Here is a 23,595-nt window from a genome sequence, read left to right as displayed (position 1 = left end):
AATACTTAGTTTTTCACGGTCGCTATCCTGGATACACTAACATGCCAATTGCGGCTGCACTCATCACCGCCGTTGCCAGCCATCCGAAAAATTTGAGGGCAGGGCTCGCAACGAATTCGCCCATGATCTCTCGCTTCGAAACGACTATCATAAGCCCCACTAAAACGGGAACTGCCGCAATACCATTGATAACCGCGCTCCAGAAGAGCGCCTTCATTGGATTGGTGGGAGACCAATCAATGGCAAGGCCGAGAACCATGCCGAGCGTAATGACGGCATAAAAGGCTTTCGCTCTTATCGGCTTATGTTCGAGGCTGGCACTCCAGCCGCCGATTTCACAGACAGCATAGGCAGAAGATCCTGCCAGCACTGGAATTGCTAGTAGACCGGTCCCAATGATTCCAAGACTGAATATTAAAGCAGCTAGATTTCCTGCCACAGGTTTCAGCGCTGCTGCAGCATCTGCAGCACTTTGAATATCCGTTTTTCCTGCTGCATTGAGGGTCGCGGCAGTGCCGAGGATTATCGCCAGACCGACTATATTCGAAACAGCCATGCCGACAAAAGTATCCCAGCGGATGCGTTTCAATGCATCGGGAGCTTGACTTCGTTTCTGCTTGAGTGGTTCACGTTCCTCTTTCTGATCAAGCTCTTCGACTTCTTGCGCCGCCTGCCAGAAGAATAGATATGGACTGATGGTCGTACCAAAAATCGCTACAATCGTAGTAACGGCTTCGTTCCCAGGAATTCGGGGAATGATAAGGCCTTGCGCCGCTGCAAGCCAATCGGTTTTTACCATAAAGAGAAGGGCTATGTAGGCAAACAAGACGAGCGTCAACCACTTAAGGAATTGAACATAGCGATGATAAGGAATGAACAGCTGTAGCAGGAGAGAGAATAAGGCAAAAAGAAGCGTATAAATATGAGACCAGCCACCGATGACCAATGTGGCTGCTTCTCCCATTGCTGCCAGATTGGCACCAATATTAATTGTGTTGGCTATGAATAAGACAGCAATCAAACCTAGAACCAACCTGTTGGGCAGAACCGTTTTAAGGCTTTTTCCTAATCCATGGCCGGTGACACGGCCCACTTGTGCGCTGATAAGCTGCACTGCTACCATTAACGGATAACAAAGTGTCATGGTCCACATCAAAGTTGGACCGAACTGTGCCCCTGCCTGGGAATACGTCGCTATTCCGCTCGGATCGTCGTCGGCAGCGCCTGTTACCAATCCTGGTCCGAGCCGCTTAAGCATTTTTGCTAGCCCCATCAAGAATCCCCTCTAGCTGTTTGCCATGTCGTTATCTTGGTGAAAATAACTCCGCAGAACTGAATATGTTGCCGAAGGGGGGATATTTTTTTGGCAATGCTTCGCCGTATCGCTGCCGGCGTTGCGGATTGACCGCCACGAATCAGCGGGAAAGGAATAGAGATCCTGCGCGTTCACTGTCTGGGTCGACGCGTCATTACCTTCGTTGTGCGTGATCTCGACGGTCCCGGAAAACACTATCAGTAACGGCTATTCGTGAACAAATGGCGGCCGATTGAACCACCTACAGCAACGTGGCCCCTCTCACCGGAGCGAACACTTCCGATAACGTTTCATGAACGCATTTGGAACGAATGGACGCACAAAACCTTATTTATAATACCACCGCTTCGCGATCAGGAGATCAATCGGTAGAATTGAGGATAGCAGCGAAGTCATAGCTCACATCGGATGATCGTATGTTTTCAGTTGTTTGGCAGGAAATCTTATTGGTACTGGCATTCGGAACTGGTGTTGTCGCATTTGCTTTTGAAACGACAATATTGGCAACTGGACCCACCGGTGCATTAATAGCAACCTTCTGTCTCATCATCGCTATCGTCGTGGTCTCTGTGCGGGTCGCTCATCGGGCGGAAGCGATTGCTTCTAGAGTGGGCGATCCTTATGGGACGATGGTCCTGACGATGTCAGCTGTTGGCGTCGAGGTGCTCATTCTTCTCATTTTTATGAACGGAAGCAGCGGCTCGCCCACGCTTGCACGGGACACAATATTTTCCGCTGTCATGCTCGACATTAACGGAATACTGGGTCTGGCCGCACTTCTTGGCGGATGGAAGTTTGGAGAGCAGGCTTATAACGATGATTCCGGGAAGACTTACGGCGTTATGATCTTGACGGCAATGAGTATATCGATGGTTGTACCCGAGTTTATTCCTCATGAGAAATGGCGCGTTTATTCGATTTTCACAGTGGGCGCGATGGCTATGCTCTACTGGGTATTTCTCAGAAACCAAATTGGACAGCCTAGCTATTTTTTCAACTACAGCTACCCGGAAAAGAAAGCGAGGGGCGGGAAGCCCCGCGAATACGAACCGTTGGCGCCGTCTATAGCCGTACTAATCATCGGCGTTGTACTCATAGGTTTTTTATCTGAAGTGATGTCAGCGTTTCTGTTGCACGGACTTCATGCGATCGGGGCCCCGGTAGCATTGGCCGCCCTCGTAGTCGCTATTATGTCTGCGGCACCCGAATTTTTAACCGCGCTTCGCGCCGCGCTTGCCAATCGCATGCAAGTGGTGATCAATATTGCACTGGGAGCATCATTGTCGACAGTTATCCTCACCGTTCCCGTCATTGAGGGCTTCGCGCTTTTCAATGATCAACCGATTATCATGGCGATGACTCCTATTCAGACCGTGATGATTGTCATCACGCTTATTGCTGCAGCCATAAATTTGAACGACGGTCAGACCAACGCCATTGAGGGCATGACACATCTTGTCTTATTTGCAACCTTTCTGGCTCTCTCGTTGTTAGGTGTCGCGGGGGGCTGATGCAATTGAAGCCGAAAAAACATACCACTTGAAAATGATTTGCTCTCAGAAGCGCAGCAATTCGCCAACCGCGAAATGATTAAAAGTTCCATAATTAATATTATCTGATTTTCGCTAACACATTGTTTTTATTATGTATATTGTTAATTCCTACAACATAGTGGTCGTTACCGCTTGTTGTTGCTGATTTCGACATCACGGATTTATCCGTGATGTATGTTTTCTCATACCCAGTTGCGGTCATCCCTTTTTCAAGGTGCCAAACGTCCTCGATCTTCTTCACGCCGTTCATCGTCGATCGAACAATCGTATTCGGCTACGATTTCTATCGCCCGACGCACCGCTTCCTCTTCTGGAAACAAGGCGATTTCAGTTTCATGCGTGGAACAAGGACGGATTCCGAAGCCCCAGACCGTGTACATCTCATTTCGAGCGAGCGTCGTATTACCTGGATCCACCACTTTTAGTGCGTATTTGGTTGCAGGCGGGGTCATGGGGGCGGTTCCATAAAAGCTCCCACTACTGACTTCGAGCTGACCAACATGGCAGCGCACGCCATCGAACTCTTCGCGCGCGGACGGTAAGCTACCAGCAAGGATGATCGCATTAGTTTTTGAAAAGTGACCGTAGAGCATATAGTGAAACCGCATATCGAGATCGAAAATACGTAACCGTGAGATCAGCTGATCGATACCCTCATATTTCAAGATACAAAAATAGGCGCAGCCTTCACAAACTGGAATGTCCGCTTCATCAAGAACCTGAGCGTTCTCGCCATACATGTTCCATGGAATTTCTTTTAACATTTTATCATCTCCAACCAGCCAATAGACATATTGTGAGACCAATAATCCACCGGCGCAAACAATGTCATGCGCCGCCGATAAAAAATTTGAAAAACCGAGCTTGGCGGAAACCAAAAATACGGCCACATTGCTTGGCAATGATGTTAGCTGGAAAAAGATGACGGTAATAGTCCATGGCACGGGGTTCGGTCATATACCGTTGTCGTCGCTGAAGTTTAGGCTGAGGTTGAGGTAACAGTTTCCGCAAGCTTCGTCTGGTACGGTCACGCCGAGCCATTGCTGGCTCGTTGATCCAGTTTGTTCGTCAACTCGACCTTTGAACGGTTCGTATTCCTTCTTCAGAAGAAGTGCGACAATATGTCATTTATTTTCAATTTTAAGGGGGTTAAAACAGGGCAATTTATATCTGTTTTAAGGCATTTCAGCGACCTTTGAACATCCAACCATTTGATATTATTGTATTTTTATGCTTTAATTTAAAAGTCAGCATTTTTTAGCTGATGCTCAGTCATTTTAAAACAAGGAGTATTTGATGATTGATAATAAACCCACCCACGCTGGCATGAAACCTATGACAGGCCTGGAATTACAAGCTGCGCGTCGCGCTGCCGCCGACAGGTTCTACCAAATCGGCATGTCCTATGTTCCTGAAGGTTATACTGTAAAATTCAGGAAACGTCTGACCGGGGTTGCATACGGCGGTAAGATACGTCGGATAGAAGCTCCCCGGCCTGTTACTCGCAAAAGCCTTTATGTCTTTCTACATGAATGCGCACACGCGCACCTTCATTTTGATGGGCCAAAATTACCAGTACACGTAAAAGAATTGCAGGCTGAAAAATGGGCACATAGCAAAATGAGAGAACACGGTATTCCTGTCCCCCGATCCATGACAGAAAGCGCCAAGGCATATGTTGCCCGGAAGATCGATCGAGCCGAAAAACGGGGAGCAAAATCAATCGACCGGGAAGCTCAGCGCTTCGCTTCATCTCGCAAGATGAAAACTTCACACTAACAGCCCCCAAAGGTCAGCAAATAATCAATTTGGGAATTTCGTGAATTCCCAAATTGTGAACAAAATCCGCAGGATCGATGCAGCTGGTTGCCTGGTCCACTTGCAACTGCTTTGACAGGGCGATACTCAAGGCCGTTCAACGTACGCCACGCGTTTTCACAACTGGCCGACTATTTCATTCCGGGTGATTTGACTTCTTCAGAACGCGTAACGGTGCAGCCATCGTTACTGGAAAACACAATGACTGGCTTTTCAGCGAGCGGCAGCTCAAATCCATGGTTCCCAACTGACGCAAAAAATATGGCCGTCAGGCGGGTCGGTTCGTTCCTCCCTGCCCGGCTACAAAGTCCTGCCCTTATTCACTCTCCCGATAGGCTTCCGCTCTGTTCTTGTAGATCAGCCTCAACGATTGCCGTCCCGAAAACGGGCCGGTTTACCGAGACGGTAGAAGCGACTGAATGTACGCGCATATCCTGCGTCCGGGTTTACGTACCAGAGTTCGGAGGTAATGCCATTTGGCACGATACGTCCCAGACGCGGATGACCCAGGAATGTGCCCACAAGGCATGTTGTGTTCCGACGATCAAAATCCCAGTTGTTGATCAATGGCGCTTCCGCCAGTTCCTTGGGGTCTGGATGCTCTCCATTGAGCAAGCGTTCGAGATCATGAACAAGCGCCTTGAGGGCCTTGATTTCTGCTGCAAGTCTTTCCCGGTCGAATTTACCATCGTTGTGAACAATAGCCATGACATCTTCCTTTCGTCTGGATATGCGGGATCGTTCGTGCCCGCGTTTGCGAGCGCGTTTTTGGAATGAATTCAGATTGTCGGTTGGGCTGGGCGTCAGTCTGGAACGGCTGTTCAGGTCGGACCGGGTGCGTTCGTGTCCTTAGAGTTGTTATCTGCTGCGCTCACCGAAACATGACTACCCTGCTGATCCTGTTGCCGGATGGCATCGTCAAGAATGGCGGTGACGGTTTCGCCTTCTAGAACGCCATGTTCGAGTAGTATTTTGGAAAGCGTCGTGTGTGCCACCGCGTAACGGATAAGCCCGTGACGGGCAATGTCGTAGGCTTTTTGCATCCGCGCATTGACACGGTTCGTTACGGGATGGTTTGCATGGATCAGTTCTCCTCGTGTCAGGCCGTCGCAAAACAGCAATGACCGTTCTTTGGAAAAGCCGTACGTCGTTTCCATTGCGAGTGCCAGATCGGTTGCATTCGCGAGATCGCTACCCGGCTGCATCCCGGAGCCGACAGAGACATTCCCCAGGACAAGCTCTTCCGCTGCCCTTCCCGCCAGCATCACGGCAAGTTTATCTTCGCAATCCTTTTCCAGCGGAACAAGCTTGCGACGCTCCGTTGCAAACCCGACCCCCACCTGTTCTTCAATGCTGAGCGTCAGTGGATGACCGACTTGCAATATATGTCGAATGACGGCATGACCCGCCTCATGCACCGCCATGCGCCAGCGTTCCTCCGGCAGAATTGATCTGCGATTGCCGGATATGCCCTTTTCAATATCTGTCCAGGTAAGCCGACGCTTCTCGCGGCGTGCCTGCTGGCGAGCCTGACGGACAATCCGCTCGATATCGGCCCCGGTCATGCCCTGTGCCTTCAGCGCCAGAGGACGCAGGTCGCGCGAACGCCTGATACCTTCATCTGGTTTGCCACCCGTCATCGCTGTTGCTCCGCCTGTCGTGTTTGCAGCACAGCATCGAGATCAGCGCCCAGATGATGTGCGAGAATGCCGGTCAGTGCATCCGTGTCAGGTTTCGGGATCCGGACATGGGTTTCCAGCCGTCCAGACCGTAACAATGCCTCATCAATATCGTCAGACCTATTGGTCGCACCCACAATGACGATGCCTTCCTGTCTAACGGCACCATCCATCAATTCGAGCAGTTGATTGACGACAGCATTCCAGTAATCCGCATAATCGCGGGACGGATCCTGTCGTCGCCCGATGCTGTCGATCTCGTCAATAAACAGGATGACCGGGGCATGAGACGCCGCTTCCTCAAAAGCACTCTTCATGCGCAGCAACACATCACCAAGATGGCCCATCCGAAGCCATGTCGCGATAGAAGTCGCAAGGACAGGAATGCGCAGGCTGTTACACAGCGCCCGTGCAAAAGTGGTCTTGCCGGTGCCAGGTGGGCCAGACAGAAGCAGCCGAGTGCTGATATCAGACCAGACGAGCGATCCTGACGTCCACAATGCAAGGTCTTCCTTGAGCGCCAGCGCCCAATCCACCGCCTCGCCATAGCCTGACAGGTTTTCCACGCATAGAGTTGATGTTCGACGTATGGCGCTCTCTGCGGAACCGACGTCACTGAAGTCATCATCGAGCGCTTCAGGTTCAATCAATCGACTGTCGGAAACAATCTTTCTGCCATGTCGACCGCGTTCTCCTGTCGAGAACGGGTTTTTGTCATCGGTCTTATCCTTCTTTTTATCTGCTTCTTTCTGCTTTTGCTTCTGCTCCTGCACCGGATGTGCCTGCTTTCTCCCCTCCAGCCCCCACTGGGCCAGCAGATAAGCGAAGGTTTCCTGCCGTGTGTCCGCCTCCCTGAACGAGTGTCTCAACTCTCGTAATGAACCGAGTGTGAACTCCTCTGGAAAAACGGTGTCGGCATCGTGTGCAGTCACCGTATCGAGCAGCCTGTTGAGAAGTGCGCCGTCAAGGGCGCCGGTGTCGAAGACAATATCTGCCACCACTTTCAGCCCGGCCGGAATCTCGTATTGCATATCAACGATACCAAGAAGCCATTCGCCGCGTGACAGTGCATCCCCAATGCTGTCTTCGTCAATCAGTGCCAGTTTCTCAAATCCGTCAGCATCGATAGTATTGATAATGACATCTGCCGGACGGAGGCGGCCCCTTGTCCGCTTTAACTGCCGGATTGTTGTCGTTCCCCAATGCTCGAGAGGTCGCGCTACAACATGCCCGCGATAAAGCCGCTGTTCACTCAACATCCGAAGCAGAATATCTTCGAAGCCTTCGATATCGGTGCGTATAATGACAAGCCCGGATCGTCTGCGTAAAAGCTCCATCAAGTGGTTTTGCCCGAAACTCCCCTCCTCCAGAGCCCGTGCCAGCAGATGACAGACTGCGATATCGCCAATGTCCGGCTCGGCACGAAAGCAGCGTAGGAGTTTCAAAAGATATGGTCGCTCGACCGGATGATGATCTATGTCAGGCAAGGACTTTGGAAACGGCAGCGAGAGAGCGAACTGGCGTTTTACGCCAGAAGCGTCCAGATCAAAGCCGGCACCGAGATGAGCGTTCAATGCACGCAGATCATGAACTGGATGACCGGTCAGAGGGAGTACTGGTCGGTTTTCGTCGCCGGGATCAGAAGTCTGTTCCGGCATATTGAAGCGCATCGCGAAAAATCCATCGACGTCGACTTCGGTGTGAGACAGAAGATCGAGTTCGCAGAACACCTGGCGCAAATCGCGATAGGCAGCATGTTTCAGGCGGGCAAGCAGATGCTGCCCAAGCCGGCTCGCGCCGGGTGGTGAAGTGGTCATGAAGTGACCTCATAGATATAAGGAGAGTGAATTCCAGAGCGCATCCCGAAAAGCGGGAACCGATTTTGGAACAGGATCTGCGTAAAATAAAGAGACAGAGCGTTTCCAGTGACTGAACCTGATCCGGAAATACTCGGGCTACGTCTGGTTAACGCGACGCGTTTTCGGGCTTCAGGATTTGAACTTGCGGTACAGCCACGCTGTCGAGCGCTTCGAGTGCAATCCTTATAATCTCCTCATCGATGAACTGCGCTTGCTCGTCTTCGGTCTTCGCGAATGTGTCGCCGAGCCCTACGATGAGTTCTTCTCTGAGCGCCTCCTGAACACGTAAAACTTTCTCCGCAATTCCAACCTTTCCGATCAGACGATCAAGATCAGCCAGTGACCAGATCCCGGCTTCGGCTTGACTTGCATTAAGTAGCGGATCGATCAGCGCCCATTCGCATTGATCTATGTCAATCCCGTAGTACTGTGGTGCTAGACGAGACCACACAGATGGCATGGTCGACACCTCATTACGCCATTGATCCAACATGTCTTTGTGCGCGCTGATGCCATAGGCCATGCTCAACATCAGCAGCCGTTTCTTCTCTGCATCATAATGCAGCAAATCAAACGCATACGGTCTCGCCGGAAGTGCGGCGGCGGCAATCTCAATGCCGTTTCTGGCCGGGGCAGATTTTGACGCAACGGATTCGATGACGTGATTAAGCGTATCACGAGTGATCGGCATTGTACGTGCCGGTTCAGTATTATCGGAAATCCTCGCACGCGCTGATGCTTCTTCGATCAGTCCGAAAATTTTCTCGCCTTCGTTCCAGATCGCCCACCGCAGCAGCGTATCGCGAGCCGCGAGCTTCTGTCTGGCCCGATCATCGGCACGATCAATCTGATGAAAAAGCCATGATAGGTGTAGTGACGCGTTTAATTCGCGCCCGAGATTGCGAACAGGGAGTTGGTGTTCGATAAGATCAATGTAGCCAATAACGGTTTCTGCAAACATAAGTCCTCCTTCCCCGGAGCGATAGTTGATCGCCGGAGCAAAATGGGTGTGAAAGATCGACCGCGCTTGCCCGTGCAAGCAGCGTCAGATTTTGAAGACAGCAAAGACCGTGACGTTGCGCGCGAACGCACACGACCAGAGCGTCAAAAGGGAAATTGGGAGTTCGGGCGTTAAAGAGCGCCGAACACGTTGAGAGCGGAAATTATTTCCGCTGTCGAGCCGCCATGCCGACGAGGAATTCAGGGCGCAGATCTTTTAATTGCGAACGAATAGCGATAATGCTCAGCATAGCTTGGCTCCTGTTGTTGGCAGGCTAAGTTAGTCTCCATTCTGGTGTTCCAGCACCGGAATGGAGGCGTCTGATCAATCAGACAAAGTGACTATTGCAGGATCTCAAACGCGCTGCAAGGATCCAAAACGAAAAAAGATCTCCAGGCAGCATTTTTATCTAAGTCCCGGATATCACCGGCTTTTTCCGCTTCACTAGAATAGTAAAAAAACATAGTGGCCATCAGCCTTTTGCGCTGTGATGAACACCAGAGGAAGCCGAAATGTGGGGCTTGAAAGTTATCCACAGACCTGGTCCTGAAGCCAGTTTCAGCAGCGGACTGATCTGCACGTGAGGCATGAATAGCAGTGACGCTACCTCGAACGATCCTGAACAAACTCCCCTCTCCGTGCTTAAGCCTCGACGATATTCCGCTTCAACGCCAACGTCGAACAATCCGATTCCCCTGTAAACGGCGTTTCATGGAGTAATGGGGGGACGACAGACAAAAAGCACAAACTGCGTTTGTAAAATTGTCAGGTTGAAATCGAAACAATATGGTTTGGAAAACGCTCCTCAATGTTCGGTGTCGTCAAGAACCCCGCCGGGCCTCAGATGCATCTTGCGACGGAAATCCCAGCCGCTTTTTGTGTATCTGACAATCAGGTCATCAATGACTTCTAATGAAGCATCTTTATCGAAGCCCTGATCCGCCAGCGCATCAAGAAGCATATCAATCAGCTTCTCCGTCCCGTCATGATTGCCAGACTTCACCGCTTTGACGATCATAAAATGCAGCAGCACTCGTGCTATGTCGTCACGCGTCGGTTTGCGCTGTACCCTCAAACGATCGCGATAGTCCTTCTGCCGTTCGCGCTGCTTGCGCAAACGTTCCGACTGCTGCCTGCTCGATGCCATGGCTACTCCAGATTACGTGCCCATAATCAAAGCTTGAGCCCGAAAACCGTCGGCGCAAAGCGTTTTTTCACCGCCCCCGCCCTGTCCGCAAACGGCGTTTGTCATTGAATCGGAAATCCCGGATATGGCAACACATGTCAGGAACCCTGCAACGCAAATCTCGAGTTCAGAATCCAGTTACTGCAAATCGGAAAAAATCTACGTGACTTGCCCGCAATCTGGATTGATGTGTCTGCACGTCGTTTTGGCAGCCCCGCAATTCGAGATGCAGTGCCGGAAAATCATTGCAATCTGTATCGCTTGCAGGGCTGGCCACCGCAAACGCCGTTTGCATCACCACCATCAATTTGAACTCCAGATGTTTCTGGGACACAGGTGGTTGTTTCTGCAGCCATTCTTCAGCCACGGTATGCAATGGCACTGTTCACAACAGATGCGGCGACTGAAACTCGCTTACTGTCCTTCGATTGTAAGGCAACAGGCCGTGATCAATGCAGGTTGCGAACCTTGAACATTGCCATGCGGAAATGGCGAGCCTCGACAGAAGAACAACCAAACAAGCAGCCGGGCCTGGAGTCCCTCCGACTACAGCATCGAAACTGATCGCCAAGGGCGTTCGGTAAAGAGGGTAGTGCCTGCTGCGCTGCGAATGGCTGGGCACGCAATCACATCGCCGTTCATATAAACATGGTGCAGCCACTATCCCACCCCGTATCGCAGTTTGTTTGGATCAGGGGCTTGCCTACCCTTTCTTTTGGTGGTGTCATTCTACATACGATGACGTGTTACTCATCGGGCCTGTATTACTTAAAAGGATTATTGCATGCAGATTTATAGCGGGCACCTGGTGGCTATCGCCACACTTCTCAAAAAATACATAACGGATTCGGCAAATACAGAACCGGGTTGGGGAGTGGCAACCACTCTCCTGTCTCATGGCAAGTTCTGGCGTGTATCGACACAATCCGGAAACGCCCGTTTCTCAATCCCTAAGGCCTGCTTTGCGAATGCGCAGGCCGAAGTGATTTCGCCTCGCAACCATCGCCAGAAGCAGTTCTGCTATGTCGAAGGCTATGCTTGCGATCTCGAATTGCCGATCCCGCTGCACCATGCCTGGCTCGTCAACAGTGAAGGTGAGGTTTTTGATCCAACCTGGTCAGACGCGGAGCAATGCGTCTATTTTGGTATGAAATTTAAGACCTCTTATGTGCAGGAGCGGTTCAATGCTCGAGGTAATCAATTCGATTCATTGCTTCTGGATGCTCACAATAAACATGCGATCCTGCGCGACAATGAATTTTGCCAGCAGGCACTGGATTCGGCCATGATGCCACGTTCAAACACCACTCAGACGGCGGTATCGCCCGGCGTCAATTGATTCAAAGAATGGGCTGAATGCGTTCAATCCTGTCAAATGAAAAAGCAGAAGGCCTGCGCTATCGACGTATCGTGACTCGCAGGCAGAAAGGACAGGTTTCTCGTCTGCGGTTTCTCATTCCGTATGTGCATCAGGGTCTGCCCACCGGTTTTCCTGCAGTCAAACCTGGAATGGACAGGACGTGAAGTTACGTCAGTAATTGCGCGATGATCAGGATCAGTCTCACCTTGATTGTCGCCACGCAATCAGCTCTCATTCCCCGGACGAACCAAATAATGACGACATGTAACGCCGAGGTCCGACCCGGTCCCGTGACTTGACATGTGTGGTTGGAGGACTGCCAAAAAAGTCGGGTCAGACTGATTTGAGATTATTCCTGCAACAGACCGGGCAATGTCATCCCAGCAGAACTCCCGTTCTGGTTTCAATCAGGTCGACATTCTCTCTAACACTCCCACTATTTGCGTGACCATTCCGTCTGCTAACCGCCTGTCGTCATGGATGCTCCAGTCTATTGGCTCTGTTACCAGCCATGGTGTGCCGCAAACCAATTGGCACAAAACGCTTGTCTCCGCGCTTGGCGTAGCGGACAAACGCCGTTTGTGGCTGAAACGGAAATCTTGAATTTGGCAACGTTTGTGCGGAAACGCGCAACGCTTTTCTGAGGTTTTGAATCGGATTAATGCAAATTGTCTCGATTTGAAATGCGTTGCGGGCAAATTGGGATGACGTGCAGACACGTTGTGGTACGTTGCGGGCAACTCATGACGACATGCCCAAGACGTAAATCAATTCTATAAAATCCATTTACCCTTACAGCAATGAATATGGCGTCAAACGGCGTTTGAATCTGGAGGACCTACCTGGGAAAACGCCTGTCTACCAGATTCTTTTGCTCTACGCCCCTGACGCTCCCTCGAACACGGTGGGGCCGTCCTGCACCGGTTCCCGGCTCTCAACCGTCGTTTATCGATGAATCGGATATATCCGGTTTCGTAACAGTTTTCCGGATGCCCGCAACGATAATCCAAAAGCTGGAATCGCAAGACTGCAAATTATCCTGATGTGATACGCTATGTGGGTACTCTGAAATACGGTAGCGCCACATCAAGTTGCCACACCGGCAAATCATATCAGCGTCTCCCAAGGCATCACGACCTGAAATGCCCAACCTTTACCGCCAGACGAGCGGCAGGAGCGTGACAATGAGCGCTTCTGCACCGATCGCTCCATTTCCGGGAGATCTGCCATCCTGGCATTTAAAATCGCGCCAGATTATTATATCGCCATGGACTCGCTGCGATTTCATCAACGGCATGAATCGATCAGCCCGGATCGATTCATAAAATGCGTTGGACGCTCCCCTCGGAATGCCGGATTCTGTTGATATGTTGAACCAGTCTTCGCTTCCGATACACTTTCGTAAAATCGATCCACGCAACAACATGCAGCGCTTCTACACCTTATCGGTTCAACCGAATTTATTCGGTGAATGGTGCGTCATGCGTTCCTGGGGGCAGATCGGGACATTTGGACAATCCGTGCAACAAACAGTTCTGGACGAAGCATCCGCCAACGCACTTCTTCGTAGACTTGTCGCGGTTCGTCGCAAACGCGGTTATGAGGAAGTCGCCTGACTTCTTTGCAACGGACAACCGAATTGCTCCAGCCTTCGGTACCGACGCTCGATGAATACGTATCCTCAAGCAGCCATTCTTGAAATCTTCGCGATGCGAGAATGGGCGGCTTTGCCTTTGCGATCGAGATACTCTGCATAAAGACGAAGAGCGGCACGCAGATCCGATCTCGTGCGAACCGTCAGTGTTTCGAATTCGGCATTCAGTTCCAGCCGGGCCAATTCCAGCCCTATATCGGAGTATGTTCGTCCTCCTAAAAGACGGCGCGCCCGGTTGACCTGCGACCTGACATTGCGTGCCGATTGGGGCGAGCGTCCGGTTTCCATCAGCCAGTTCATGAAGCGGCCTTCAACTTCGGGAATGCTTTGACCGTTCTCGCGCGCGAGGATGACACAACCGATCGCTTCGGCCAGTGGGGAGGGCACGGCGTTGGCAATCATTTGATGAATGTCCTGTCGTGTCGCGCCTTTCCACTGCCAGTCATCCGGAAACCCCTGTAGCATCGCCAGATGTGTTGTCGTCAGCATTGCTGCCTGCGAGGCTGGAACCGGATCTGCAGGATGGGGATTATTCAGATAGCGATCCGTCAGCCGTTCCCAAGCTGTGCGCGTCACGGTTGGAAACGGTTCGTGGATACCACGAACTCCGCGTCCGGCGCGAAAAGGCCGCGCATAGACCCAGCCTTCCGGAATATCCAATACGTCGCGGATGACCGTCTGGCGTTCCGATCGCGCCTTAACGAGGCTTGCATCGAGGAACCCATGCCGTTCTCCCAGACGTCCGATAACGAACAGACGTTTGCGGAGTTGTGGAACACCATACCAGGAAGCGTCCAGCTTGCACTCGCTCAATCCGTATCCGGCCCGCACTAGCATTTTGCGCCCATCCGCCCACGCTTCGGAGCGGGCTGCCTGTGGAACGTTTTCCATCACAAACCATTGTGGTCTGGCGAGACAGACGAGCATTGCAAAAGCCCGCGTCAACGACGCGTTTTCTCCTTCCACCCGCTTGCCCGCAACCGAGTAATCCTGGCATGGCGGTCCGCCAGCGATCAGATCCGGGGCCATTCGGGCTATCGCAGGCGCAACAGCGAAAATATCTTTCAGGTCGTGTTTGTGAACATATTGCCCGACATTATGACGGTAGGTCTCAACGGCGGGATCCCAGGCATCATATGCCCCGACCACTTCGATACCTGCACGTTTCAACCCAAGAGACATACCCCCTGCCCCGCAAAACAACTCAACCGCCCGCAATCCGAATACCCCACGCCCCATATTCTCACGGACATATCCGTTACATCAGAGAAAAGCGGATCACATCGGCCATTTGCCTTCTTCCACACCATTTAAAAAGCTACTCTTTATATCTCTCCCTTTACCGACGAACTCGACGGTTAATAACGCCAATTGAACCGATCAGCTTTCGAGCCCGGCTTTTCCTATGCAAATGACCAGATGCGATGAAACAAGACAAGAAATTGTTCGTCATGGAAATCAGAGAAAACGCGGTCCATCGGGCAAGACGAAATCGATTAGAAGTACCGCGAATTCCGAGATACAAGCGCAACCGCTCGTAGAGAACAGGATGGATCTGTTCTGGAACAAGATGCCCTCAGAACGAGAACTGTTCATTGCCGCAAACTACGTTTCCGAGCGCACCAAACATTGTTTCGGTTTGGCTATCTAAATGAACTTTTCTAATCAGGAGAATCCGTTTATTCGTGGTTTCATGAAGTCGATTGAATTATTTGCCGGTGCCGGCGGCTTGGCGATTGGATTACACGAGGCGGGTTTCCGTCCCGTGAACGTGATCGAATGGGATCGCTATTGCTGCGACACTATCCGGCAGAACAAAGCTCGTGGCATCAAGGTCATTGGACAATGGAAGCTAACGGAAGGTGATGTCCGCGCGATCGATTTCTCCGTCTACGACGGCAAGGTAAAACTGATTTCCGGTGGGCCGCCCTGCCAGCCCTTTTCGCTTGGTGGCAAGCACGGTGCCTACACAGACGCTCGCGACATGTTCCCTGAAGCGATAAGGGCGGTACGCGAGGCTCGGCCCGGAGCGTTTATTTTCGAGAACGTCAAAGGGCTCACACGCGCCACTTTCCGCAATTATTTCGAATATATCCGACTTCAACTCGAACATCCCGATATACGCCCGCGCGAGGAGGAGGCTTGGCTTGATCATCTGGCACGCCTTGAGCAGCATCATACGAGCGGTAGCCGCAGTGGATTGAATTACCGCGTGGTCGTGCATCTGGCGAATGCCGCGAATTACGGTGTTCCCCAGAAGCGCGAACGCGTTTTCTTTGTCGGGTTTCGCGAGGATCTTGGTCTTCGGTGGAGCTTTCCCAAGGAAACACATTCACGAGAAGCTTTAATCTGGGACATGGTCCATGGCGATTACTGGGATCGTCACCGCGTTGCGCAGCGACACCGGATTTCAGCTTCATCGATGATCGCGCCATCGGAAAAACCGGTCGGTTTCCAGCCATGGCGCACGGTTCGCGATGCCATCGCCGATCTGCCGGATCCAGAAAAGTCACCTCAAACCGCGTCTCATATCCTCAATCATCGTTTTCAGCCAGGCGCGCGTTCCTATACCGGACACACTGGCAGCCCTCTCGATGAACCAGCCAAGACGCTAAAGGCGGGCGTGCACGGCGTGCCCGGCGGCGAGAACATGATGCGCCGACCGAACGGTAGTGTGCGTTATTTCACCGTGCGCGAAAGCGCCCGGCTTCAAACTTTTCCAGACGAGTATATATTTCACGGCACATGGACAGAATCGATGCGACAGCTCGGTAATGCCGTGCCCGTTCGTCTGGCGCGTACGGTGGGGGAGGATATTGCCCGGCATATCCTGGACGCTACGGCATGAACATCAAACCCTACAATCCACTCGATAAGCTGAATCTCGCTCGTAGCATAGAGATGGAAATTCTTCAGCGACCGCCGAGCCAGCTGGCGGAGGTGGATGACATCAGAGGTGCTGGTGTCTACGTTATCTACTATACCGGCACCTATCCCGCCTATGAAGCGCTGGCCGTAGAAAATCGTGGCGATGCCTTTCGGAAGCCAATTTACGTCGGCAAGGCTATCCCCAAGGGTGGGCGTAAGGGCGGTTTGTCCAAGGATGCAGGAATTGGTAAGGCACTAGCCGACCGGCTCAAGCAGCACGCCATGTCCATTGACGAATCCGAAAATCTCGACCTCGCCGACTTCTTCGTGCGCCATTTGGTCGTCGACGATATCTGGATCCCGCTCGGCGAGAACATCCTCATCGAGAGCTTCAAGCCGATATGGAACCGCGCGATTGACGGTTTTGGCAACAAGGACCCCGGTAACCGTCGTAAGACACAGTTCAAGTCTCCTTGGGATGTTCTACATCCGGGACGTTCATTCGCTCGCAAACTGGCTGATAGTCCCGCAACAGTAGATTTTCTCATCCAGCGGGTTAGCGATTATTTCGCAGGTCGGCCTCTCGCAAGGCTTCCCAAGGCCGTGGAAGAACAGGAACGCGAAGAACAGACCGAAGCTGAGGAAAGTGCCGACGACGTGTAAACAATGTAGTCGCATGGGGGTTCTGTCGCAAAAATTTCAGAAGATTAAGAACGACCTTATGTCTTGACGCGGTGTTGTCACGTTAAGTTTCTCTGGCCGGAAAGGCCAGAGAAACTTAACGTGACAACACCGCCCTGAGAGGTAGTCGTTTATATCCTTTCAAGCTGTGTTGCTGTGCTCGAAGGGGTGGAAAGTCAACAAGCAAGGAGGGCAGAACAATATAGAAGTAATGTGGTGGCACATCGATCACATCATGTATTTGCCCCAGAAGTCGTCTCGCGGTTCGATTTGCTCGACAATATCAATCCATAGGCCCGAAGGGTCTTTAAATCCAAAACGGCGTTGGCCGAACGGCTCATCAGTCAGCGGGTAAGTAACGGGTAATCCCCTTTCTATCAGTTCGTCGTGAGCGGCCTTAGCATCGCCAACCTCCATCTCGAAGCACAGGCCAATTCCGGCGAAGGTTTCGGGGCCGGGCGGTGACGACGGATGATCTGGCGTCATGAAAGCAATCGAAGCAGTACTGTTTTCTGCAGTCAGCAGGCAGAACCATTGACTATCGAAAGTCACATCGAACTGCAGATACTTAAGCCAGAAGTCGCGCGCTTCGTCTTTTTTATCGGTGACGATTATCGGGTAGCGATCGAAAAATCGCATGATAGGACTCCTTGCCAGATTTAAACAAACAGATTATCGGTATGTTTATGATCATATAAACATACAGACTGTCTGTCAATATCTTATAGAAGGGCGATTATGAGCAAAAACGAACTGCGTACCATCCAAACAAGAGGGCGATTGGTTGCAGCTGCGCGGACATTATTTGCCCGCAATGGCTATGCCATGACCAGCACGGATGCGATCATAGACGAGGCGGGAGTAACACGCGGCGCACTCTATCATCATTATCGCGATAAAGCAGACTTGTTTGAAGCTGTATGCCGCGACCTGGCCGCCGGGGCGGCAGAGGCGATCCAAATCGCAACGAGGGATGTGGTCACTTCTATTGAGGCGTTGGAAAAGGGCTCGACGGCTTGGATCGATTTTATGGTTAAACCCGAAAACCGCCGTATACTCGTTGTCGATGCACCAGGTGTACTCGGACGAGAGCAGTGGGAAGCGCTCGATCGCGAGCTTTCTTTTGATCTTCTAAGGATCGGCGTGGAGGAGGCCATCAGCGAAGGTGCCATCCGCTTCTCGTCTGGCCCCACAGCATTGGCTGTGCTGCTCAACGGGGCAATGAACGAGATAGCATTGCGCGCGGAAGACGATGATGTCGCTGGATTGAAAGCTGGGTTGCTGGAGCTGTTCCGCGCTCTCAAGCCATGATTTCAGCCACGTTGATGGGCAGTTCCACCGTTAAAGTTGAAGACCATAAAGGTGACCGAGTGTCCGACATCAGGGCCTTTGAGACAAAACTGGTTTAATTAAGAAGAGAGGATTTTCGGCTCATCATAGCTTTATCAAAGGACGCAAAGATGAGACAGAAACCCGTTCCCCAAACGTCTTCTGCGGAGAAGACGATCAAAGATATCCGTCGTGCCACGCGTAAACATTATTCGGCCGAGGATAAAATCCGTATTGTTTTGGAAGGTCTGCGCGGGGAAGACAGCATCGCTGCGATCTGCCGCCGTGAGGGGATCGCCGAGAGCCTTTATTATAGCTGGTCGAAAGAATTCCTCGAGGCAGGCAAGAAGCGCCTTGCAGGCGACACCGCCCGTTCTGCCACCAGCGACGAAGTAAAAGCGCTGCGTCGTGAAAGCCGTGACCTGAAGGAGGCGCTGGCCGACGTCACTCTGGAAAACCGCCTGCTTAAAAAAAGCATGATCGGGGATGGGGGCGACGACGAATGAGATATCCCGCCACCGAGAAGCTTGAGATCATTCGGTTGGTCGAGCAATCGCACCTGTCGGCCAGACAAACCCTCGACCGGCTTGGCATTCCAAGGCCGACATTCTATCGCTGGTATGACCGGTTTCTGACCCATGGCGTCGAAGGACTGAAAGACCGGACGCCCGCGCCATCACGGGTGTGGAACCGCATCCCTGACGATATCCGGGATCGCATTATCGAAATGGCGCTGGACCACGCCGATCTGTCGCCGCGTGAACTGGCGGTGAAGTTCACCGACACGGAAAGCTATTTTGTATCAGAGGCTTCGGTCTATCGCCTGCTCAAGGCCCACGATCTGATCACCTCGCCAGCCTATATCCTCATCAAGGCCAACAACGAGTTCAAGGACAAGACCACGCGGCCGAACGAGATGTGGCAAACCGACTTCACCTATCGTGCGCCTCGCCCCAATCGGGGAGGCATATGACTGGAATGCAAAGAGAAAGGAGGATGTGAAGATTTGCCTGTCCCTTGCTGCGAGGGGACATGAGCCCAAGCGGCGGTGACCTGCTGTCAACTGGCAGGGTGACGTAGCCCGCAGGTAAAGGGGATTGAGGCGAAGCCGTTACGCCAAGATGGTTCCCGAGGCTGAAGTATTGGAAGGTTGAGGAACACGAACCGGTTAACTCGCATCTGAGGGCTGGAAGGTCGCCTTCGCCTACACGGCTTAACAGGCGGAATGCTGATGATGTCGCCGGACAGGTATGTCGGCGTGCATCCGAACGCGAGCGCAGATGTAAGGATGCTCGCGGTGGGTCATGGGGAGAATGCAGCCAGACCATGGCATCGGCATCGACTTGCGGAAAGCAAGGAAAAAGACTGCGACCGGCAGCCTCACCAATACGCTGACGTCCAGCATATGAACGAGGGAAGGCATGATGGAATGACAACAAAGTATTGCGTCGCAAGGGAGTTGACCCTGATGTCCATCGTGTTTGCGGAGTTCTCGTAGTAGTCCGCGGCAGGGAAAGCCTGCCACATGGCGAAGGGGAACAGTTCAAACTGCTTGAAGTGCAAACTATCTGACCAAGCGAGGTGAAGACCTTTGATAATCAGCGAAATGCAGCACAAGCTCGCAACATGGGCCGAAAACGATCCAAACCGGAGGTTTGATCGGCTTCTTCGGCTGATTGCCAATCGGGAATGGCTTGCCGAGGCCGCCCGGATTGTTCTTGCGTCAAATGGCGCACGAACGCCGGGCATCGACGGAATGGATAAGCAAAGACTGCAGGTCAGACTGGATCAGCATCTGGACGACCTGCGGGCAAGCCTGCTGGAGGAGAGTTATCGCCCTCAGCCGGTCAAGCGCATCTATATCCCGAAATCGAACGGCAAGCTACGACCACTGGGTATTCCGACCCTGACGGATCGCATTGTCCAACGCGCCATGCTGATGGCCATGGAGCCAATCTGGGAGAGCGATTTCCATCGTCTATCCTATGGCTTCCGGCCGGAACGCAGCGTGCATCACGCCGTCCGCACCGTGAGGATACAGCTACAGGATGGAGGTGGAACGAAGGGCCGCTGGATCATCGAAGGTGATCTCGCCAGCTACTTTGACACGGTCCATCACAGGCTGCTTCTGAAATGTGTGCGGCGACGGGTGCAGGACGGACGGTTCGTCGATCTTCTCTATCGATTCCTGAAGGCAGGCCACATCGACCGTGGCTTGTTCACAGCCTCAAGCGAGGGCGTTCCGCAAGGTGGCGTTCTGTCACCGCTCCTGTCCAACATCATGCTCCACGAGTTTGATATGTGGCTGGAGGCGAAATACCTGAACAAGAAGGCCCGCAAGGACCGATGGGCATGGAACTTCGGCATCAAGCAAGGCCGCCCCATCACGGTTCGTGAGAACCGGCAATGGAAACCGGCTGTTGCCTATTGCCGATACGCTGACGACTTCGTCGTGATCGTAAAAGGAACCAAGGTTCAGGCAGAGGAAATCCGCGAGGAATGCCGGGCGTTTCTAGAAGGTGAGTTGAAGTTGACGCTGAACATGGAGAAGACCCATGTCACCCACGTCAACGACGGCTTCGTCTTTCTGGGGCACCGGATCATCCGCAAGCGAGGGGCGCATGGACGGATGTCCATCGTAACGACAATACCCAAGGAAAAGGCCAAGGGGTTTGTTCACAGACTTACCGAAACCCTTTCCGGCAATCATAGTGTCAGTACGGTCGACATGATCGCTGGCCTGAACCGCCAATTGGTGGGATGGGCGGCGTTCTACAAGTTCGCCGACTTCACGGCGTACGTCTTCCGGCGCATCGACCATGTCGTGTTCTGGAAAATGGCGCATTGGCTGGGGCACAAATACCGATCCCGCATCAAACCCTTGATGCGGAAATGGTTCAGGGCCCCCGAACCGGGCAAGGCGAAAACCTGGCTCGTGTTTGGTCGGAATGAACGTGGTGATCCCGTCGGGAAAGCGCTGCAACGGCTTGTCTCAAGCCCCAAGGCGCAATTCCTGTGGCGTAATCCGGAGGAGAACCCATATATCGTCCGGATCGAAAACCGCAGCACCGTCACGTCGAACTATCATGATGTTGCAATGGCCATGGGCCAAGCTTGAATGGAGAGCCGTATGCGCTGAAAGGTGCAAGTACGGTTCGGGGAGGAGAAGCGCATCTGCGCTTCTTACTCCACTGAAGGTCATCGGCTGGGGATGGTTTTATCTGTCGACCATTCTCGACGACTATTCCCGCTACATCATCGCCTGGAAGCTGTGCACCAGCATGAAGGTGGGCGACGTCACTGACACGCTCGATCTGGCACTGAGCGCTTCAGGCTGCGACAAGGCCAGGGTCGAGCACCGGCCGCGTCTGCTGTCGGACAACGGTTCGTGTTACGTCGCATCCGATCTCGGCGAATGGCTAGAGAAATACAAGATCGACCAGGTTCACGGCGCTCCCGGCCACCCGCAGACGCAGGGGAAAATCGAACGCTGGCACCAGACGCTGAAGAACCGCATCCTGCTTGAAAACTACTTCTTCAAGGAGGACCTTGAAGCCCAGATCGCGGCTTTCGTCGAGCATTACAATCATCGCCGTTACCATGAGAGCCTCAACAATCTCACTCCCGCCGACGTCTACTTCGGACGCGGACAGACCATCCTGTTCGAACGCGAAAGGATCAAAAGAGACACGATCAAAAAACGCCGCTTGAACCACCAAACCAAAGCCGCTTAAATCAAACCCCAAACCGAGCCGGAAACTCCAATCTTCAAAAGCAAAAATAGTCTCAAATCATTCGACGACGGACATTCGTTCTCGGAAGTTCGAACGTTGGATCAACGATCTCAGAGCCAGTGACAGGGCCGGATGGCATCCCCGCGGCTCTTGCGGCTTTAACGAACGATTTACGGGCAGTGTTCGGGAGTCCTTCGAGATCGGCAAGGCAAGCTTGCAAGGCCTCCTCATATTCCTTGCCCTGGGCGTTTTCAGGTCAGTCGTTTAGTAAACTTGCGGCCCTAGGATTTGTTTCTCGCGAGCTGCAGTCGTTGAAGTTGACGGTTTCGCAGCACATCGGATATACATTCGAAATGAAAATTGCATAGTACACGTCAACTCGGCAATATTCGCAACAATCACAAACTATAACGGGTTGGAATTCAACAAAAGTTAAAGTTTATCTTCACATCTGGCCCACACTGTCAGAATGGTGGAATCAGATTGTTACAGAAGGCAGTTGGCCAAATTTTCGGAATTCGGATCGGGCGTTCGAGGATAGATTACCTTGCCCGAGGAATTCCTGGTTGCACCGATCGTTGGCACCGCATGTTCCCAATGCCCGGGCGCCATCAAATGGTCAACGGAATGACCGGTCAAGATTAAATAATCAGCAATAATACGTCGATGACATCGCCACCAAACCGCTTCCGAACACATTAATGTCAATCGACGTTTACTACCGAGACGAGTAAGCACCTTAAATGCGGATCCAAATTCCTCTCCCAAGGCATAATCAGCATAGTTATGAAAGCTTTGCACCCGCCAAAACGCGTTTACTTGTTTATCGATATTCGTTTGTTTGGGCCTTCGTCCGCCTAACGCCTCGCAATGGACATATTCGATATCAATGTTTTGCAGATCGCCCGGGAGAGTTTCAATATTATAGGCCGGATTTGTGCGTGAACGCGGAAATGATCTTACGTCCACAAGCACCTCAGTGCCGCTCTCGTTCAACATGTATAGAAACTCGGAAAGATCGCGGTTCGAGTGTCCAATGGTCGTATATTGCGCAATCATTCTTTAATCCTGGACAATACATTTCCCTTATGGGCGGCGATGTGTTTGGTTTTATCGCTCTTGATCTCGTATTGAGGATCTTCTTCCGATGCGTGATGACGATGACCTTTATAATTGAAATCCGCTTCATGGACCTTAACGATATGTCCACTCACACGACCGGCTTCCGAGTTCCAGCTCACGTGATCTCCAACGACAAATTTTGACATGGTTTTGCCTCACGTTTCTATCTTGGCGACCAGCATAATGAATTTGGAGCATATGGCTTCGAAGGCAACCCTTTGCAAAGTCTACAAATGGTGTTGTCACGTTAAGTTTCTCTGGCCGGAAAGGCCAGGGGCTCGTAGATATTCAGGCGAAACAGGCCGCAATTTTCCATGCATCGAAAGCTTCGAGGCGATGGTAGCGAATTGTGTGTGCGGCTCGGCGACGAGATGGAACAGAGAAACAATTGCGGGTCGCTGAGTGCATGGAGACGAACCGTTGCAACGCTCCAGGTG

At 52.2% G+C, this 23,595-nt stretch carries 20 protein-coding genes and 3 pseudogenes; 10 read left to right on the top strand and 13 right to left on the bottom strand.

From position 1 onward, the window contains the following. Positions 1-22: 22 nt before the first annotated feature. Positions 23-1,273, bottom strand: coding sequence for an NRAMP family divalent metal transporter (locus FGI60_RS22995; protein ID WP_138787141.1), 1,251 nt, complete (start codon positions 1,271-1,273; stop codon positions 23-25). Between the two features lie 458 nt (positions 1,274-1,731). Here FGI60_RS22995 and FGI60_RS22990 point away from each other — a divergent pair, with 458 nt between their 5' ends. Beyond that, positions 1,732-2,826 carry a calcium:proton antiporter gene (locus FGI60_RS22990; RefSeq protein ID WP_138787140.1) on the top strand — a complete coding sequence of 365 codons (1,095 nt, stop codon included), beginning with the start codon at positions 1,732-1,734 and terminating at the stop codon, positions 2,824-2,826. A 251-nt stretch (positions 2,827-3,077) separates the two neighbouring features. On the opposite strand, the gene FGI60_RS22985 is transcribed toward FGI60_RS22990, so the two are convergent. Continuing rightward, positions 3,078-3,812, bottom strand: coding sequence for a hypothetical protein (locus tag FGI60_RS22985; RefSeq protein ID WP_138787139.1), 735 nt, complete (start codon positions 3,810-3,812; stop codon positions 3,078-3,080). Positions 3,813-4,164: 352 nt separating this feature from the next. Here FGI60_RS22985 and FGI60_RS22980 point away from each other — a divergent pair, with 352 nt between their 5' ends. Then, positions 4,165-4,647, top strand: coding sequence for a hypothetical protein (locus tag FGI60_RS22980; protein ID WP_024899739.1), 483 nt, complete (start codon positions 4,165-4,167; stop codon positions 4,645-4,647). 402 nt (positions 4,648-5,049) lie between these two features. Here the strand turns inward: FGI60_RS22980 and FGI60_RS22975 are convergent, their stop codons facing one another. From FGI60_RS22975 to FGI60_RS22955, 5 genes are all read right to left on the bottom strand, one after another. After that, on the bottom strand, positions 5,050-5,394 hold the full coding sequence (locus FGI60_RS22975) for a DUF6634 family protein (RefSeq protein ID WP_024899740.1): 345 nt from the start codon (positions 5,392-5,394) through the stop codon (positions 5,050-5,052). 113 nt (positions 5,395-5,507) lie between these two features. Continuing rightward, positions 5,508-6,326, bottom strand: coding sequence for an ATP-dependent metallopeptidase FtsH/Yme1/Tma family protein (locus FGI60_RS22970; RefSeq protein WP_024899741.1), 819 nt, complete (start codon positions 6,324-6,326; stop codon positions 5,508-5,510). Continuing rightward, entirely contained in the window at positions 6,323-8,182 is a 1,860-nt protein-coding gene (locus FGI60_RS22965) for an AAA family ATPase (protein WP_024899742.1), read from the bottom strand. Before FGI60_RS22965 ends, FGI60_RS22970 begins: the two co-directional genes overlap by 4 nt. A gap of 148 nt (positions 8,183-8,330) precedes the next feature. Then, on the bottom strand, positions 8,331-9,185 hold the full coding sequence (locus tag FGI60_RS22960; protein ID WP_024899743.1) for a hypothetical protein: 855 nt from the start codon (positions 9,183-9,185) through the stop codon (positions 8,331-8,333). Positions 9,186-10,029: 844 nt separating this feature from the next. Next, entirely contained in the window at positions 10,030-10,371 is a 342-nt protein-coding gene (locus FGI60_RS22955; protein ID WP_024899744.1) for a hypothetical protein, read from the bottom strand. An 823-nt stretch (positions 10,372-11,194) separates the two neighbouring features. Here FGI60_RS22955 and FGI60_RS22950 point away from each other — a divergent pair. Together FGI60_RS22950 and FGI60_RS22945 are read left to right on the top strand one after the other, a co-directional pair. After that, positions 11,195-11,749, top strand: a complete 555-nt coding sequence (locus FGI60_RS22950) for a hypothetical protein (RefSeq protein ID WP_024899745.1) — start codon at positions 11,195-11,197, stop codon at positions 11,747-11,749. A gap of 1,370 nt (positions 11,750-13,119) precedes the next feature. Then, on the top strand, positions 13,120-13,386 hold the full coding sequence (locus FGI60_RS22945; RefSeq protein ID WP_235889910.1) for a WGR domain-containing protein: 267 nt from the start codon (positions 13,120-13,122) through the stop codon (positions 13,384-13,386). A 65-nt stretch (positions 13,387-13,451) separates the two neighbouring features. Here FGI60_RS22945 and FGI60_RS22940 read toward each other — a convergent pair whose 3' ends face one another. Then, complete coding sequence (locus FGI60_RS22940; RefSeq protein ID WP_235889909.1) at positions 13,452-14,606, bottom strand: DNA cytosine methyltransferase; 1,155 nt, start codon at positions 14,604-14,606, stop codon at positions 13,452-13,454. A 469-nt stretch (positions 14,607-15,075) separates the two neighbouring features. Here FGI60_RS22940 and FGI60_RS22935 point away from each other — a divergent pair, with 469 nt between their 5' ends. Together FGI60_RS22935 and FGI60_RS22930 are read left to right on the top strand one after the other, a co-directional pair. Then, positions 15,076-16,272: a DNA cytosine methyltransferase gene (locus FGI60_RS22935; RefSeq protein WP_235889908.1), complete on the top strand. Its 1,197-nt coding sequence runs from the start codon at positions 15,076-15,078 to the stop codon at positions 16,270-16,272. Continuing rightward, positions 16,269-16,955: an Eco29kI family restriction endonuclease gene (locus tag FGI60_RS22930; RefSeq protein ID WP_024899748.1), complete on the top strand. Its 687-nt coding sequence runs from the start codon at positions 16,269-16,271 to the stop codon at positions 16,953-16,955. Before FGI60_RS22935 ends, FGI60_RS22930 begins: the two co-directional genes overlap by 4 nt. A gap of 246 nt (positions 16,956-17,201) precedes the next feature. On the opposite strand, the gene FGI60_RS22925 is transcribed toward FGI60_RS22930, so the two are convergent. Beyond that, positions 17,202-17,612 (bottom strand): VOC family protein, encoded by a 411-nt coding sequence (locus tag FGI60_RS22925; protein WP_007881530.1) that lies wholly within the window; start codon positions 17,610-17,612, stop codon positions 17,202-17,204. 99 nt (positions 17,613-17,711) lie between these two features. On the opposite strand from FGI60_RS22925, the gene FGI60_RS22920 reads away from it, so the two are divergent. From FGI60_RS22920 to FGI60_RS22900, 4 genes and pseudogenes are all read left to right on the top strand, one after another. Then, positions 17,712-18,284: a TetR/AcrR family transcriptional regulator gene (locus FGI60_RS22920; RefSeq protein ID WP_007881529.1), complete on the top strand. Its 573-nt coding sequence runs from the start codon at positions 17,712-17,714 to the stop codon at positions 18,282-18,284. 149 nt (positions 18,285-18,433) lie between these two features. Continuing rightward, positions 18,434-19,242: pseudogene (locus FGI60_RS22915) on the top strand (helix-turn-helix domain-containing protein); the annotation flags it as partial. A gap of 651 nt (positions 19,243-19,893) precedes the next feature. Further along, complete coding sequence (gene ltrA / locus FGI60_RS22905) at positions 19,894-21,420, top strand: group II intron reverse transcriptase/maturase (RefSeq protein WP_171058839.1); 1,527 nt, start codon at positions 19,894-19,896, stop codon at positions 21,418-21,420. Positions 21,421-21,487: 67 nt separating this feature from the next. After that, a pseudogene (locus FGI60_RS22900) lies at positions 21,488-22,036 on the top strand (transposase); the annotation flags it as partial. A gap of 52 nt (positions 22,037-22,088) precedes the next feature. On the opposite strand, the gene FGI60_RS26575 reads toward FGI60_RS22900, so the two are convergent. From FGI60_RS26575 to FGI60_RS26865, 4 genes and pseudogenes are all read right to left on the bottom strand, one after another. Further along, positions 22,089-22,256 (bottom strand): DUF982 domain-containing protein, encoded by a 168-nt coding sequence (locus tag FGI60_RS26575; RefSeq protein ID WP_235889907.1) that lies wholly within the window; start codon positions 22,254-22,256, stop codon positions 22,089-22,091. 266 nt (positions 22,257-22,522) lie between these two features. Then, positions 22,523-23,095 (bottom strand): DUF488 domain-containing protein, encoded by a 573-nt coding sequence (locus FGI60_RS22890; RefSeq protein ID WP_138787138.1) that lies wholly within the window; start codon positions 23,093-23,095, stop codon positions 22,523-22,525. Beyond that, positions 23,092-23,304 (bottom strand): hypervirulence associated TUDOR domain-containing protein, encoded by a 213-nt coding sequence (locus FGI60_RS22885; protein ID WP_138787137.1) that lies wholly within the window; start codon positions 23,302-23,304, stop codon positions 23,092-23,094. Before FGI60_RS22885 ends, FGI60_RS22890 begins: the two co-directional genes overlap by 4 nt. Positions 23,305-23,446: 142 nt before the next feature. After that, positions 23,447-23,595, bottom strand: a pseudogene (locus tag FGI60_RS26865) (IS6 family transposase); the annotation flags it as partial.

Origin of the sequence: Brucella haematophila (assembly GCF_005938105.1) — a bacterium.
Taxonomy (GTDB): domain Bacteria; phylum Pseudomonadota; class Alphaproteobacteria; order Rhizobiales; family Rhizobiaceae; genus Brucella; species Brucella haematophila.
The sequence above is the reverse complement of the archived record's forward strand: the minus strand, read 5'-3'. Positions and strand labels throughout refer to the sequence as shown.

Coding starts and splice junctions, on each gene's coding strand:
- FGI60_RS22995 (WP_138787141.1), bottom strand. CDS start 1,273: ATGGGGCTAGCAAAAATGCTTAAGCGGCTCGGACCAGGATTGGTAACA.
- FGI60_RS22990 (WP_138787140.1), top strand. CDS start 1,732: ATGTTTTCAGTTGTTTGGCAGGAAATCTTATTGGTACTGGCATTCGGA.
- FGI60_RS22980 (WP_024899739.1), top strand. CDS start 4,165: ATGATTGATAATAAACCCACCCACGCTGGCATGAAACCTATGACAGGC.
- FGI60_RS22975 (WP_024899740.1), bottom strand. CDS start 5,394: ATGGCTATTGTTCACAACGATGGTAAATTCGACCGGGAAAGACTTGCA.
- FGI60_RS22970 (WP_024899741.1), bottom strand. CDS start 6,326: ATGACGGGTGGCAAACCAGATGAAGGTATCAGGCGTTCGCGCGACCTG.
- FGI60_RS22965 (WP_024899742.1), bottom strand. CDS start 8,182: ATGACCACTTCACCACCCGGCGCGAGCCGGCTTGGGCAGCATCTGCTT.
- FGI60_RS22960 (WP_024899743.1), bottom strand. CDS start 9,185: ATGTTTGCAGAAACCGTTATTGGCTACATTGATCTTATCGAACACCAA.
- FGI60_RS22955 (WP_024899744.1), bottom strand. CDS start 10,371: ATGGCATCGAGCAGGCAGCAGTCGGAACGTTTGCGCAAGCAGCGCGAA.
- FGI60_RS22950 (WP_024899745.1), top strand. CDS start 11,195: ATGCAGATTTATAGCGGGCACCTGGTGGCTATCGCCACACTTCTCAAA.
- FGI60_RS22945 (WP_235889910.1), top strand. CDS start 13,120: ATGCCGGATTCTGTTGATATGTTGAACCAGTCTTCGCTTCCGATACAC.
- FGI60_RS22940 (WP_235889909.1), bottom strand. CDS start 14,606: ATGTCTCTTGGGTTGAAACGTGCAGGTATCGAAGTGGTCGGGGCATAT.
- FGI60_RS22935 (WP_235889908.1), top strand. CDS start 15,076: ATGAACTTTTCTAATCAGGAGAATCCGTTTATTCGTGGTTTCATGAAG.
- FGI60_RS22930 (WP_024899748.1), top strand. CDS start 16,269: ATGAACATCAAACCCTACAATCCACTCGATAAGCTGAATCTCGCTCGT.
- FGI60_RS22925 (WP_007881530.1), bottom strand. CDS start 17,612: ATGCGATTTTTCGATCGCTACCCGATAATCGTCACCGATAAAAAAGAC.
- FGI60_RS22920 (WP_007881529.1), top strand. CDS start 17,712: ATGAGCAAAAACGAACTGCGTACCATCCAAACAAGAGGGCGATTGGTT.
- FGI60_RS22890 (WP_138787138.1), bottom strand. CDS start 23,095: ATGATTGCGCAATATACGACCATTGGACACTCGAACCGCGATCTTTCC.
- FGI60_RS22885 (WP_138787137.1), bottom strand. CDS start 23,304: ATGTCAAAATTTGTCGTTGGAGATCACGTGAGCTGGAACTCGGAAGCC.